General features: G+C 69.4%; 9 protein-coding genes. 8 read left to right on the top strand and 1 reads right to left on the bottom strand.

Features of this window, described 5'->3' with window-relative positions; translation table 11 throughout:
* Positions 1–4: 4 nt before the first annotated feature.
* On the bottom strand, positions 5–3,043 hold the full coding sequence (locus F0U60_RS46315) for a SusC/RagA family TonB-linked outer membrane protein (RefSeq protein ID WP_395810129.1): 3,039 nt from the start codon (positions 3,041–3,043) through the stop codon (positions 5–7).
* Between the two features lie 396 nt (positions 3,044–3,439).
* Between F0U60_RS46315 and F0U60_RS46310 the strand changes: the two genes are divergently transcribed.
* The 8 genes from F0U60_RS46310 (at position 3,440) to F0U60_RS46275 (ending at position 13,894) form a co-directional block, all read left to right on the top strand.
* Complete coding sequence (locus tag F0U60_RS46310) at positions 3,440–4,228, top strand: hypothetical protein (RefSeq protein WP_395810127.1); 789 nt, start codon at positions 3,440–3,442, stop codon at positions 4,226–4,228.
* Between the two features lie 133 nt (positions 4,229–4,361).
* Positions 4,362–6,236 carry a gamma-glutamyltransferase family protein gene (locus F0U60_RS46305; protein ID WP_395810125.1) on the top strand — a complete coding sequence of 625 codons (1,875 nt, stop codon included), beginning with the start codon at positions 4,362–4,364 and terminating at the stop codon, positions 6,234–6,236.
* Positions 6,237–6,295: 59 nt separating this feature from the next.
* Positions 6,296–7,675 (top strand): hypothetical protein, encoded by a 1,380-nt coding sequence (locus F0U60_RS46300; RefSeq protein WP_395810123.1) that lies wholly within the window; start codon positions 6,296–6,298, stop codon positions 7,673–7,675.
* A 14-nt stretch (positions 7,676–7,689) separates the two neighbouring features.
* Positions 7,690–8,685 (top strand): AAA family ATPase, encoded by a 996-nt coding sequence (locus F0U60_RS46295; RefSeq protein ID WP_395810121.1) that lies wholly within the window; start codon positions 7,690–7,692, stop codon positions 8,683–8,685.
* A complete protein-coding gene (locus tag F0U60_RS46290; RefSeq protein WP_395810119.1) occupies positions 8,678–10,552 on the top strand; it encodes a hypothetical protein in 1,875 nt (624 codons plus the stop codon). The genes F0U60_RS46295 and F0U60_RS46290 overlap by 8 nt, the downstream gene beginning before the upstream one ends.
* Positions 10,549–11,532: an ATP-binding cassette domain-containing protein gene (locus tag F0U60_RS46285; RefSeq protein ID WP_395810117.1), complete on the top strand. Its 984-nt coding sequence runs from the start codon at positions 10,549–10,551 to the stop codon at positions 11,530–11,532. The genes F0U60_RS46290 and F0U60_RS46285 overlap by 4 nt, the downstream gene beginning before the upstream one ends.
* Complete coding sequence (locus tag F0U60_RS46280) at positions 11,529–13,031, top strand: ABC transporter permease (protein WP_395810115.1); 1,503 nt, start codon at positions 11,529–11,531, stop codon at positions 13,029–13,031. The genes F0U60_RS46285 and F0U60_RS46280 overlap by 4 nt, the downstream gene beginning before the upstream one ends.
* Positions 13,028–13,894 carry a DUF58 domain-containing protein gene (locus F0U60_RS46275; RefSeq protein ID WP_395810113.1) on the top strand — a complete coding sequence of 289 codons (867 nt, stop codon included), beginning with the start codon at positions 13,028–13,030 and terminating at the stop codon, positions 13,892–13,894. The genes F0U60_RS46280 and F0U60_RS46275 overlap by 4 nt, the downstream gene beginning before the upstream one ends.
* Positions 13,895–13,921: the final 27 nt, after the last annotated feature.

Raw genomic sequence — 13,921 nt, 5'->3', positions numbered from 1 at the left:
GTCCTCAGAACCCCACGTCGAGAGACGTCCAGAAGCTACGGCTGGGCGGGAAGGGGGCCACGTCGATGTTGCGGGCGATGGCCTGGTTACCGAAGTTGCTCACCTCGGGATCCAACCCCGAGTAGTTGGTGAAGGTGAGCAGGTTGCGGCCGCTGATGCTGAGCCGGGCGGACTTCACCCCGGGAATGCTCGACACGGCGGACTGGGGCAGGGTGTAGGTGAACGTCACTTCGCGCAGCTTCAGGAACGTGGCGTCCTCCAGGTAAGCGGCGGCGTGCGTCTTGATCAGCTCCTGGCGCGCCTTGCCCCCCGTCAGGTAGTCCGGGGAGTTGGAGGCGGCGTCGTAGAGGTAGCGGGTGAGGTTGATGATGTCGCTGCCCTGCTGCCAGTCGAGCAGGAAGGACAGGCCGAAGTCGCCGTACTTGAGGGTGTTGGAGAAGCCCACGCGGAAGTCCGGCTCGGTGTCGCCAATCTTCTTCACCACGCAGCACTCGCCGTTCTCATCCAGACCGGCGTTGCCGACGATCTGCGTGGCGCTGGCGCCCTCCTCGATGCGGAAGGAGCCCAGGCTGGTGCCGAAGCCGCCCACGATGAAGTCGGGCACGGGCATGTCGGTGATCTTGCTGCGGTTGAGGGTGAAGGTGGCCGTGGAGGTCCACTCGAACCCGTTGTCCTGGCGCACCGGGGTGACCTGGAGCATCGCCTCGACGCCGCGGTTGCGCATCTCACCGCCGTTGAAGAGCTCGGTGGTGTAGCCCGTGGAGGGCGCCAGGGCGCGCTGCAGCAGCAGGTCGCTGATGGTGCGCTGGTAGACGGTCAGCTCCACCACGGCGTTGCCGTTGAAGAGCAGGGTGTCCACGCCGAGCTCGATTTCGCGCTGCCGCTCGGGACGGATGTCCTTGCTGCCGACCACGCCGGTGGTGACGAAGCCGCCCTGACCCTCGATGTTGGAGTTGGTGGCCAGGCCGATGAACTTGTACCCGTAGAGCGGCTGGTTGCCCGTCTCGCCGTAGGCCGCGCGAATCTTGAACTCGTTGATCGCCGGGTGGAAGGGCGTGAGGCGGTAGGCGGTGGCGACCTTCGGATAGAAGAAGAACTTGTTCGGGTCGCCGTTGTTGCTGCTCTGCTCGCCGCGCACGGCGCCCACCAGGGTGAGCTTCTCATCGAGCAGCAGCATCTCCTCCTGGAGGTAGAGGCCGCGGTCGCGCACGAGCTGCCGGTTCTGGAGCACGCCCACCTGGGTGCCGGAGCTCACGTTGGGCTGGCCGCCGGTGAGGCCCCTGCTGTTGACGTACACCGAGTCCATGCTGCGCTGCTCGAACTGGAAGCCCGCCGAGGTGGTGGCGCTCAGGCCGCCGCCCACGGGCTTGTAGTTGTGCACCACGTTGACGCCGGTGTTGAGGTTGAGGACGTCACTGGTGCCGTAGAGCGAAACGCCCGGTCGCTCCAGCACCTGCTGGAAGGCGAGGTCAGGCGGGAAGAGCAGCGAGTTCTTCTGCTGGAAGCGGTCCACGCCCACGTTGGCGAGCACCCGGAAGTTCTGGGACTCGCTCTTGTACGCGTTCCACACCGCGTCCGCCGAGCCCATCAGGCGCCACACGTCCTCGTCGTTGGTCACCAGGGCCGCCGTCTGCAGCGGGTTGGAGCCGTTGGAGAGGAAGGGGTTGCTGGGGTAGAGGCCGTCGCTGGCGGAGGTCAGGTCCACGAAGCTGGGCGTGCCCGCCAGCACCATGAGGTAGGTGACGTTGGCGTTGTCGTTGTTGGTGAGGCCGCGGCTGCCCAGCGAGTGCACGAGGTTGGCCGAGGTGTTCACCTCGATGTCGCTGCCAATCTTCTGCCCCAGGTTGAGGCGGAAGGACTGCTTCTGGTAGCCGGTGTTGGCGATGATGCCCTTGTCATCCTTCACCATGGCCGAGGCGAAGTAGCGGGTGTCCCCCGCGGAGCCGCTCACGCTGGCGAGCGTCTCGTAGGACAGGTCACGCCGGCCGGCGAGCTGCCGCTCGTGGTCGTAGAAGGTGGGGGTGTAGAACTGCTCGCCCTTGGGACCGAAGGCCTCCCGGGCCTCCTCGGCGGAGGAGAAGCGGCGCGCGCCCAGCGTGTTGGACAGCGAGTACATGCCCAGGCGCTGGGTGACGTCCACGCGGGGACCGGCGCCCGCCTTGCCGCGCTTGGTGGTGATGATGACCACGCCGTTGCTGGCCTTGGAGCCGTAGATGGCGGCCGCGGACGCGCCCTTGAGGACCTCGATGCTCTCGATGTCGTTGGGGTTGAGGTCCGCGATGCGGTTGACCTGGTTGTCCTGGGTCGGGGAGGGGTTGGAGCCGCGCACCGACTCGGTCACCTGGTACACGCCCGAGGCAATGGCCACGTCGCTGACGATGATGCCGTCGATGACGTAGAGCGGGGCGGTGGTGCCGTTGATGGTGGAGACGCCGCGCAGCTTCAGCTGCATGCCGCCACCGGGCGCGCCCGAGTTGCTCTGGATGTTGGCGCCGGCCACCTTGCCCTGCAGTGCCTGGTCCACCGTGGAGGCGGGAGCGCGGTTGAGCTCCTCGGAGTTCACGGAGGCCACCGAGTTGGCCAGGTTCTTACGCGCCACCTCACTGGCGCGGCCCACCACCACCATCTCCTCGACGAAGGTGGCGTCCAGCGACACCGTCACCTCGTTGCGGTTGGCGCCGACGGTGACCTCGCGGTCCTTGTGGTCCTGGCTGGAGAAGAGCAGCGTCACCGGGCCCTTGGGGACATCCAGCGTGAAGCTGCCGTCGAGCTCCGTCTCGACGCCCTTGGTGGTGCCCTTGATGATGACGCGCGTGAGCGGCAGCCCGTCATTCGTCAGGGCGTCCAAGACCTTGCCGGAGATCTTGCGCGTGTTGGCTGGCGCGGGAATCACCGTGGCCGCTGGCTGTTCAGCGGCCGGGGGCGTGGTGGGCTGTGGCGCTGCGGCGGGCTGTGGCGCCGCCGTGCCCTGATCTTGCGCCTGGGCTTCCACGGAAAGGAGCGCGAGTGCGCACCCCGAAATCAACGCCTGTTTCAGCGTCATTCGCTCTTCACCTCGGTATTGCGGATGGAGCGGCCCCCTGATCTGGCCGCTGGTTGCCGCAGATCGTGTGTGGGGCCGGGGCGTACAGTCAATCGCGCTAACTGTTTGAAAAAGTGTGTATACTGGGGTCGGTCTTTACGCCCGGGCGGCAATTTTGGAGTGCGAGTCGCTAGATGTGGCGACGGAGCCTGCTCCCGAGTCAGTTGCTGAGCCAAGCGATAGGGCAGGCGAGCGACAGACCGCGGCCGGGACGGAGTCCCCTTCCAGGAAACAATCTTTGCTTTTCCAGGCTGGAGGGCGGGCTGGCGGAGCAGCGAGACCTGAGGGCGCACCGGGTTGGCGTCGCGCGGTCTGACTCCATCTTTGGCCTGTCTCATATCCGACTAGGAGGGGCAGATGCCCAAGGGCTCGTGGTGGTTGACCGCCGGAGCGGCCGCGTTGCTATTGGCCACCGGTTGCAAGCAGCAGGGACAGCAGCAGGGACAACAGAGCGTCCAGGGAGAGGTCCGCTCTGAGGTGGAGACCGCGCAGGAGCGCTCGCAGCAGGCGCTGGAGCAGGCCAAGGACGCTCAGGCGCGTGCGACCGACGAGCAGAAGGACGTGGCCGACGCGCGTACGGACGTGCAGGAGGCCCAGCAGAACCTCCAGGAAGCCCAGGCCAAGGCGCAGCAGGAGTTCCAGGAGGCCCAGCGCGCCCAGCAGCAGGCGAGCAATCAGGCGCAGCAGGCCCAGGCGGACGTCCAGCAGTCCCAGCAGCAGGCCGCCGAGGCGCAGCGTCAGCAGCAGGAGCAACTGGCGCAGACGCAGCAGCAGGCCGCTCAGCAGCAGGAGCAGACGGCGCGGACCCAGCAGCAGACGGCGCAGCAGCAGACGCAGCAGCGGCAGCAGCTGGTGACGGGCCAGGTGGTGAGCTCGAGCCCGGATGAGTTGCTGCTCAGCAGCTCGGGGGCTCCGGGGCAGCCGCAGATCCGCCTGCAGGTCAACGAGCAGACCCAAGTAATGGTGAACGGCCGTCAGGGGTCGATCGCCGACATCGCCGAGGGGAGCCAGGTGCGCGCCTCGTACCAGGACGTTGGTGGCGAGCCGACGGCGCTGCGCGTGGACGTGACGAGCAGTGGTCAGGGCACGGGCACGGGCGGCAGTCAGGACCTGGGCGGCAGTCAGGGCGGAGAGCTCCAGCAGTAGCGGTAGCGACGTCGCGACAGAACGTGGGTTCCACAAGGCTCCGGTCTCTTGATGACCGGGGCCTTCGTTTTTCGGGGGTGGAATCCTAGGCTGCGGCTCCCCCACATCCGTGCGCACTCGCGCGGGAGGAACCATGTTCGCAGCCCGGAGCTCCGGGCGGGCCGCCCTCGGCCTGCTGCTCGTGTTCGTCCTCGTCCTTCCCCTCCGCCTTCAGGCCCAACAGACAGCGAAGCCCGTGCTCCATGGCAAGCACTGGATGGCCATCACGGGCAAGCCGCTCGCGGCCACCGCTGGCGCCATGGTCTTCCAGAAGGGCGGCAACGCCGTGGACGCCGCGTGCGCGATGCTCGCCGCCACCGCCACCATGTGGGACGTGCTGAGCTGGGGCGGCGAGACGCAGGCCCTCATCTACAATCCGCGCACCGGCAAGGTCATCGGCATCAACGCCCTGGGCGTGGCTCCCTCCGGCGCCACCGTGGACTTCTTCAAGAGCCAGGGCATGCAGTACCCGCCCGAGTTCGGCCCCCTCGCCGCCGTGACTCCCGGGACGCCCGGCGGCTTGATGACGATGCTCGCCGAGTACGGGAAGCTCTCGCTGGCCGACGTGCTCGCCCCCGCCATCCAGATGGCCGAGGAGGGCTATCCCATCGAGGCCCAGGCGGCCAACGCCATCGAGAAGAACAAGAAGCGCATCAAGGAGTGGCGCTACTCCCGCCAGGTGCTGCTGCCGCACGCGGGGGAGGCCCGCGAGGCCCCTCGGCCCGGCGAGGTGTTCCGTCAGCCGGACCTCGCGGCCACGTTGAAGAAGCTCGTGGCGGCGGAGAAGGCGGCGCTCGCTCGGGGGAAGAGCCGCAAGGAGGCCATCCAGGCCGCCTATGACCGGTTCTACAAGGGCGACATCGCCCAAGAGTTGGTGCGCGGCGTGCGCGAGGAGGGCGGGCTCTTCACGCTGGAGGACCTGGCGCGCTGGAAGGTCCGCATCGAAGAGCCGGTGAAGACGAGCTACAAGGGCATCGACGTCTACAAGCTCACCACGTGGGTGCAGGGCCCGGTGCTGCTCCAGGCGCTCAACATCCTGGAGAACGTCGACCTGAAGTCCATGGGCTACAACAGCGCCCGCTACATCCACGCGCTCTACCAGGCGATGAATCTCTCCTTCGCCGACCGCGACTTCTATTACGGCGACCCGTACTTCCCTCCCGCCGAGCCCATCCGCGGCCTGCTCTCCAAGGAGTACGCGAAGGAGCGCGCGAAGCGTATCAACTGGGAGAAGAACGACCCATCCGTGGGCCCCGGCGACCCGTACCCCTTTCAGGGCGAGTCCAATCCCTTCCAGGCCCAACTGGAGCAGTGGAACCGCCAGACGCCCGAGAAGAAGGTGGCCGACGACGCGCAGGCCCTGCGCGACTTCGAGCGGACCTTCTACGCGGGCACCACCTCCGTGCAGGCCGCGGACGCTGAGGGCTGGGTGGTCTCCATCACTCCCAGTGGTGGGTGGATTCCGGCCGTCATCGCTGGGCGTACGGGCGTCGGGCTGAGCCAGCGCATGCAGAGCTTCGTGCTGGACCCGGCCGAGGGTCCCTTCAACGTGCTCGAGCCCGGCAAGCGCCCTCGCGCGACGCTCACCCCGAGCCTCGCGCTCAAGGACGGCAAGCCCTTCCTCTCCTTCGCCGTGCAGGGTGGGGACAGCCAGGACCAGAACCTGCTGCAGTTCTTCCTCAACGTGGTGGAGTTCGGGATGAACGTGCAGGAGGCCACCGAGGCGGCCAACATCAACAGCTTCCAGATGCGCGCCTCGTTTGGCAAGCACGAGTCCAAGCCCGGCAAGGTGCTGCTCAGCGAGCAGATGCCCCCCTGGGTCCGCTCCGAGCTCAAGCGCATGGGCTATGAGCTCACCTACGAGGAGCGCACCTCCGGCCCCATCAACGCCATTGCCTTCGACCGCGAGCACGGCACCTTCTGGGGCGGCTCCAGCCACCACGGCGAGGACTACGGCATCGCCTGGTAGTGGCCCGGGCATCCCCGGCTTGTGGAGAGGCGTCCGAGTGTCCGAGACTCGGGGCGTCCATGCCCGCAAGTGACGAACGCCGTCTGCAGGCCCTTATCCTCGCGCCTGTCCGGCGCGTGCAGCGGCGCCTCAATGCCGTCCGCTGGGTCGAGGCAGGTGTTGCCCCCGTGTGGGCCGCGGCTACCGGGTGCGTGCTCATCCGGCTGTTGCCGACAGACATCGCCCCCTGGGTGCTCCCGTTGCCGCTGCTCGCCGCGGGGGCCTGGTGGTTCGTCCGGGCCGGTGCCCGGAGCGTGTCCCTGATGCATGCGGCGGTGCTGGCGGACCGCTCGGCCGGCGCGGGTGGCCTGCTGCTCACCCGGCTGGAGCGCTCCGTGGGGGAGTGGGAGCTCTCCGCCAACCAATACGCTCGTGCCGTGACGCCACCTCCGGTGCAGTGGAAACGCCCGGTGGGGGCGCTGCTCGCGGCGCTCGCCTTCCTCGTGGCGGGCTTCCTTCTGCCGCTGCCCGCACGACAGGTGCGCCCCGCCAACGCGGCCGCCGCGACGAAGGTGGCCGCCGTGCAGGCCAAGGCCGAGGCGCTCGCCCGTGAGGAGCCGCTGGGCTCTCCCCTGGAAGAGGAGCTGCGTCGGCTGTCTGAGGAGGTGGCCGAGGGCCGCTTCGACGCCGCCGATTGGGAGGCCGCTGACAGCCTGGAGAAGTCGCTCGAGGCCCGCGCCGCGAAGGCCGCCGCCGAGCTGGCCTCGGCGTCCGAGGCCGCGCGGGAGCTGGAGGAGTCGCTGGACGCCGCCGCGGGAGCCGAGGCCGCGGCACGGGAGCGCGAGGAGCTCGAGCGCGCGCTGATGGCGCTGGGTCACGACAACGCCACCTCTCAGTCCCAGCAAGGCCAGGACGGCGACAACCCGTCGGGCACCGGAAGTGGTGGCGCGGGCGCGGGGGACGGCGGCACCGGCTCTGGACAGGCGAAGCAAGGTGGCTCCGGCCGGAGTGGCTCGCGCTCTCGTGACGAGGTGGCCCAGCTGCGCGAGACGCTCGAGCGACGCCAGCGGGAGCTGGAGCAGCGCTTCGGCCAGGGCGCCGGACGCAACGGCTCGCGCAATGGCCAGGGACAGGGTCAGCAGGGGGGCCATGCGAGCCGTCGGGTGGGGAAGGGCGCAGGAGTCGGACGCGGAGGGGAGAGTCAGCCGCTCGTCTTTGGCGACAAAGCGGAGATGGACCCGGAGCGGCTCGCCTTCAAACCATTGCCCGAGGGCCAGGGCGGCGAGGCGCAGGGGCTCTGGGGCCTGAAGTCCGCGGAGCCGGACGCGCGCGAAGGCGGTGGAGGTGGCGGCGGGCAGGGGACGAGCGCCCAGGGCGACGCGGAGGCGGGACATTCGTCGGGGCCGCTGCTGCCCCGCAACCGGGAGCTGGTGAAGCGGTATTTCGGGGGGGAACCCTAGGAGAGGAGTCGGCTGTGTCGGAACTGTTGAGCCCCGCCGAGGTACAGGGGGCGGCGGAGAAGGTGGCTCAGCTCCAGAAGGGGCTGAATCAGGTGCTGCTCGACCAGACGCAGGTGGTGGAGCAGGTGGCGGCGGCGGTGCTCGCGCGAGGCCACGTGCTGCTCGAGGGCCTGCCGGGTCTCGGCAAGACGGAGTTGTGCAAGGCGCTCGCGCGGTTGCTCGGGCTGCCCTTCCGCCGCATCCAATTCACCCCGGACCTGCTGCCTGGCGACATCACTGGCACCTACGTCCTCGAGGGCGAGGGCCGCCGCGACTTCACCTTCCGTGAGGGGCCCCTCTTCGCCAACGTGGTGCTCGCGGATGAAATCAATCGCTCCAGCCCCAAGACGCAGGCCGCGCTGCTGGAGGCCATGCAGGAGCGCAGCGTCACGGTGCTCGGCCAGACGCGCCCGCTGCCCGAGCCCTTCTTCGTGCTCGCCACCCAGAACCCCATCGAGCTGGAGGGCACCTACCCTCTGCCCGAGGCGCAGCTCGACCGCTTCCTCTTCCGCGTCCAGGTGCCGCCCGTGGGCGCGAAGACGCTCACCACCCTGCTCACCACGCGCGTGCGCGGCACTCCGCCCGTGCTGCCGCCCGCCACGGACGCCGAGGGGCTCGCCTCCCTCTTCGCCGCGGTGGACCGGGTGCACCTGCCCGTGCCGGTGGCGGACTTCATCGGCCGCCTGGTGGAAGCGAGTGATCCGCGCAGCCCAGGCGCGCCGGAGTCGGTGCGCCGCTTCGTGCGTTACGGGGCCAGCCCTCGCGCGGCACTGGCACTGGCCTCCGCTGGACGTGCGCTCGCGCTGATGCGGGGCAAGCCCAACGTGGGCTTCGACGAGGTGGTGGCCGCGGCCCCCGCCGTCCTCAACCACCGGCTGGTGCTCGCCTATGAGGCCTCGCTCGAGAAGGTGGGCGCGATGGACGTGGTGCGCGCCCTGCTCCAGGCCGTCCCCGAGGTGCCCCGTGCGTGAGCGCCTCACCCCCGTGCTCCTCGCGCTCCTCCTGCTCGCGGCGAGTCCCGCGCGGGCGGAAGCCCCGCTCCCCCCGCCTCCCGCGCCCGCCCAGGAGGTGGCTCCGTCGGAGGCGCCCGCGGCGGAGGCGGAGCTCGAGGAGACCGAGGCGGACAGCGAAGCGCGCACCGAGCTCGACGAGGAGAAGAAGGCCCCCGGTTACCTGGAGTTGCAGAGTCAGGCGGAGAACGTGACCGAGGGAGACCTGCGTGTCTCCGTGACCACCACCGTGCTGCGCCCCTTGCGTGACTACGCGCCGTTTGAGGTGGTGCTCCACAACCTGGGCTCCACGCCTCGCGTCGCGCGCATTGAGGCCGAGTCCGCCGGGAGGAGCCGCGGCGACATCGTCTCGCGGCAGGTGGAGGTGGGCGCCCACCAGCGGCTCTCCGTCTGGCTGCCCGTTCCGGTCGCCGCTCGCGGCGGCATCATTCGCGTGCACAGTCCGGGGCTCTCCTTGCGCGCCTTCTCCTTCTACATGGCGGAGACCGATGGGACTCCGGTGTTGGTGTTGGGTTCGGAGCGAGCCTTCCAGTCCGGCACCCGTCTCCCCCGCTTGGAGAAGGAGGCGCAGTTGGTGGCCCGATTCATCGAGCCAGAGACCGCGCCTCGCGAGCTCGCTTTGTACGTGGGCTACCCCCTGGTGGTGGTTGCCGGGGACGTCACCTCTCTCCCGGCGGATACCTGGAGCGCGCTCGAGGCCTATGCCTCCACCGGTGGCTTCCTGGTCCTCCTCCACCCGCCGCGAGACGTGGGCATGCGCTTGCCGCTGCTCGCCAGCACCACCTCGGGCGGCGTGCACCCCTATGGTTTTGGCCAGGTACGGCTGTGCGGCGCGGCGGATGCGTGCGGCTCCGCGTTGTTCTCCGATGCGGAAGCCAGGAGCAGTCCGACCCAGGACAAGTATTCCGGTGGCCACCCCACCCAGGGCATTGTCCTCCCCGCTACGCCGGCGCCGAGCTGGCAGCGCAGCACCTCGATGCTGGCCGGTGGCGAGCAGCCGCTGCTCCCTGGAGTTCAAGCGCCCGTGGGCCGCTTCCTCTTCCTCATCACCCTCTTCGTCCTGGCGGTGGGGCCTGGGGGGCTCGCCCTCGCCCGGCGCAAGGGGCCGGTGGCGCTGCTCATCGCCGTGCCCTCCGTGGCGTTCGTCACGTGTCTGTCCCTCGTCGCCTGGTCGGTGATCGTGGAAGGCTTCTCCCTCCATGCCTCCCGCTACAGCCTCACCTGGCTGGATAGAGACCGGGATCGGGCTGTGATGGTGGGCCTGGGGAGCTACTACGCCAACCTGGAGCCGGAGGGCTTCCGTATGCCCGCCCTGGCCGCGCTCATGGGGCCGGACGTGGCCTGGGAGTCACAAGTCGTGGAGGCGGACTGGACGAACGGCATGGCGGTGACGGGTGGCTTCCTGCCCTCGCGCACCTATCGGGAGTGGGGTGAGCTGGCGGTGCTTCCCTCGCGGGCCCGGCTCACCGTGCGGCGCGAGGGCCAGGAGCTGCGGGTACAGAACGCACTCGGTGCGCCGCTCGCGGAGGGGTACGTGCAGCTCGACGGCAAGGTGTGGTTGCTGCCGGCGCTCGCCGATGGCGCGGAGGGGGTGCTCACTCCCGGGCCCGATTCCGCCTCTCGGAAGACGGCCCTGCAGCTCTCGCTCTTCTCCTCGCATGTGCAGAGCCGCTTCAAGAACGTGCCCTGGTCCGAGCTCGACAAGCCGCTGCCAGAGGGCGGTTTCCTCGCGAGGCTGGAGGGTTCGGGCTCGATGCCCACGGCGGTGCTCCCGATGGAGCTGCACGAGGGCCTTCATCTCATGAAGGGAAGGGTGGACGGACCATGAGCTTGTTGGAGGTGAAGGGGCTGCGGCGCGACTACGGCGCTCTGCGCGCGGTGGACGGCGTGTCCTTCGAGCTGGAGGCGGGCACCATCCTGGGCTTCATCGGGCCCAACGGCGCCGGCAAGAGCACCACCATGCGCATCATCGCCACCCTGGACTCGCCCACAGAGGGGCAGGTGATGCTGGACGGGCACTCGCTCGTGGACGCCCCGGACAAGGCCCGGCCGCTCATCGGCTACATGCCGGACCGCTATGGCACCTACGACGATGTCACCGTGCTCGAGTTCCTCGACTTCTTCGCGCGCGCCTATGGCCTCCAGGGCCAGGCCCGGGCAAAGCGCGTGGCTTCGGTCATGGAGTTCACCGGGCTGCTCCCACTCCAGGACAAGCTCACCAGCGCGCTCTCCAAGGGCATGAAGCAGCGCGTGGCGCTCGGGCGCACGCTGCTGCACGATCCGAAGCTGCTCATCCTCGACGAGCCAGCGGACGGTCTGGACCCGCGTGCCCGGATTGAGTTGCGCGAGCTGCTGCGCGCGCTCGCGGACCAGGGCAAGGCGGTGCTCATCTCCAGCCACATCCTCACCGAGCTGGCCGAAATCTGTGACACCTGCGCCATCATCGAGCAGGGCCGGCTGTTGGCCACGGGCAAGGTGGCGGACCTGCTCGCCCAGGCTGCTGGCGCGTCGGTGGTGGAGTTGATGGTGCGCCTCTTCCCGGGCGAGGAGGGAGAGGCGGTGTGGGCCCGTGCCGAGCGGCTGTTGTTGGAGCAGCCCCAGGTGAAGCAGGTGGTGCGCGAGGGTGAAGCGTTGCGTGTCCGGCTGGAGCCCGAGGGGGGAACTGCCTCCGGCAACTGGGTGGACGCAGTGGCGGCGCGGCTGCTGGCGGTGCTGGTGGGGGCGGGCGTGCCCGTATGCGCCTTCAGCCACCGCGAGCGCAACCTGGAGGATGCCTTCATGCAGGTGACGAAGGGGAGGGTGGCGTGAGCGCGACGGTGACGGAGACCGCGGGCACCGCTCCGCGCGAGGAGGCCCGGCCCGGGTTGTTGGAGCGGCTGGGAGACAGGCTCAACCCGCTCGTGGTGAAGGAGGTTCGCCAGGGCATCCGCTCCCGCGTCTTCTGGGTGAGCTTCGGGTTGATGCTGCTGGCCTGCTTCGTCCTCTCGATGGTGGCCTATGCCACCTCTCGGGACTCGGGCCTGAAGCCCCAGGGACATGGCTTCTTCTTCGCTTACTTCGTCTGCCTGGGCGTGGTGCACTTCTTCATCATCCCCTACAGCGCCTACCGCTCCCTGGCCCGCGAGCGCGAGGACGAGACGTGGGTGCTCCTCCTCCTCACCGGCCTGGGGCCCCGGCGGATTCTTCGCGGCAAGGTGTTCTCCTTCCTGGTGCAGGCCGGGCTCTACGCCTCCGCCGTGGGGCCCTTCCTGCTCTTCAGCTACTACCTCAACGGCATCGACCTGCCGACCATCCTCATGGTGCTCGGGCTGGGAGCCTCCTGGCTCGTCTTCCTCACCGTGGCGGCGGTGGGCGCGGCCACGCTCGCCGACACACGCATGGGACGTGCCCTGGTGCACCTCGTCCTGCTGGGCCTGCTGGGCCTGTCGCTGGTGTACGCGCTGGTGGCGGCCTACGTCCTCGGCGAGCAGGGCTACCGTGCCCTCACCAGCGACGACGACTTCATCACCTTCGTCGGTTTCTGCCTGTGGCTCATGCTCACCTATGGGTGGCTGCTCTTCGAGACGGCCGCCGCCCGGCTGTCGCTGTCCACGGAGAACTACTCCCGGGGCCCACGGCTGGCGTTTGCCCTCCAGATGCTGCTCACCGGACTCATCCTGGTGGGGATGTGGACAGTGAATGATCCCTCCACGAAGGATGTCATGCCGGTGAGCATCCTGGGGTTCCTGTGCCTGGTCTTCACCGGCATCTTCGTGGCCTCGGACGTGGATGGTCAGGCCCGCGCGCTGCGCGCCGACACGCGGCCCTGGTCGCTCCTTCGCCCGGGCGCGGTGCGAGGGTTTCGTTTCGTCGTGCTGCTGCTGCTCTTCTGGGCGGGCCTGTGCATCGCGCTCTTCTTCCTGTCGAATACCCGCCACAACTCCGACGCCCTCCGGCTCGCGGTGTTCGTCGCGCCGGCCTATGCGCTCCTCTACCTCTCGCTGCCGCTGCTGGTGGGGCGCCTGCCGCGCTCGGACCGGCTCGCCTCCCCGGCGCTGGTGCGTGTCCTCTTCTTCGTGCTGGTGGGATTGGCCGGAGCGCTGCCTCCGTTGCTGGCCGTTCTCTTCGGCCAGAAGGCGGATGAGCCTCTCTTCAACCTGCTCAACCCCTTCATCGGCTTGGATAACTTCAGCGATTACGACTACTCGACGGACGAGCCGAAGATGACCCTGGGGATGCTCGCCTGTGTGTGGTTGGTGGCCGTGCTCACCGCCTTCGCCGCGGACCGGGCCCTCGTCGAGCGCGAGCGCCGGGCCCACGCTTCATGAGCGCTCCCCTGGACTTCGACGAGGCGGAGGTGGCCCGGCTGGCCCCGAGCCTCGCCCTGGCTCTGCCTCGCACACCGCAGCGGGGCCGGACGGGCGAGGTGCGCGCGGCCTCGGCCGGAGCCTCGCTGGAGCTGCACGACTTCCGCACCTACCAGCCGGGAGATGACCTGCGGCAGATGGACTGGAACGCGGTGGCGCGCACCGGCGAGCTGATTCTGCGCGTGCGCCAGGACGAGGTATCCCCACGCCTGGAGGTGTTGCTGGACGGCTCGCGCAGCATGGCGCTGTCACCGCGCAAGGCCGGGTGCGCGCGCGAGCTGGCGCTGCTGGCCGCGGAGGTGGGTGCGCAGCAGGGCCTCAGCCCCACGTTGCTGGTGGGCGGCTCGCGCCCGGAGCGAGTGCAGGGCCTGGTGTGCCGCTCCGCCCTGCGTGCTGTCTCCTTTGATGCGAAGGATGACCTGTACGCGGCCCTCGGACGCCTGCCGCCGCTGCGCCCGTGCGGCCTGCGCGTGGTGGTGAGTGACTTCCTCTTCGAAGCCCCGCTGCCGGCGCTCGTGTCGCGGCTGGCGCAGGGGGCTTCGGCCCTCTTCCTGGTGCAGGTGTTGGACGCGGAGGACCTCGAGCCCACGGGCGGCGAGGGGGCGCGGCTGGTGGACGCGGAGAGCGGCGCGGCGCTGGAGGAGCTCCTCACCGAGGACGTGTTGGCCGCGTACACGCGACGCTTTGCCGAGCACCAGAAGTCCCTCTCGGCCGCGGCGGCCAGGGCTCGTGCCGCCCACCTGGTGGCCCCCGCGTCCCAGGCCCTGTGCGCGCTGGTGGGAGGCCCGCTGCGGCCCCTCTTCCTCCCGGCGGGGGTGGCATGAGCTTCGGCTTTCCCTGGGGCTGCGCGG

This window comes from Archangium minus, from assembly GCF_044360475.1.
GTDB classification, from domain to species: domain Bacteria; phylum Myxococcota; class Myxococcia; order Myxococcales; family Myxococcaceae; genus Archangium; species Archangium minus.
This window is presented reverse-complemented; position numbering and strand designations above follow the sequence as displayed.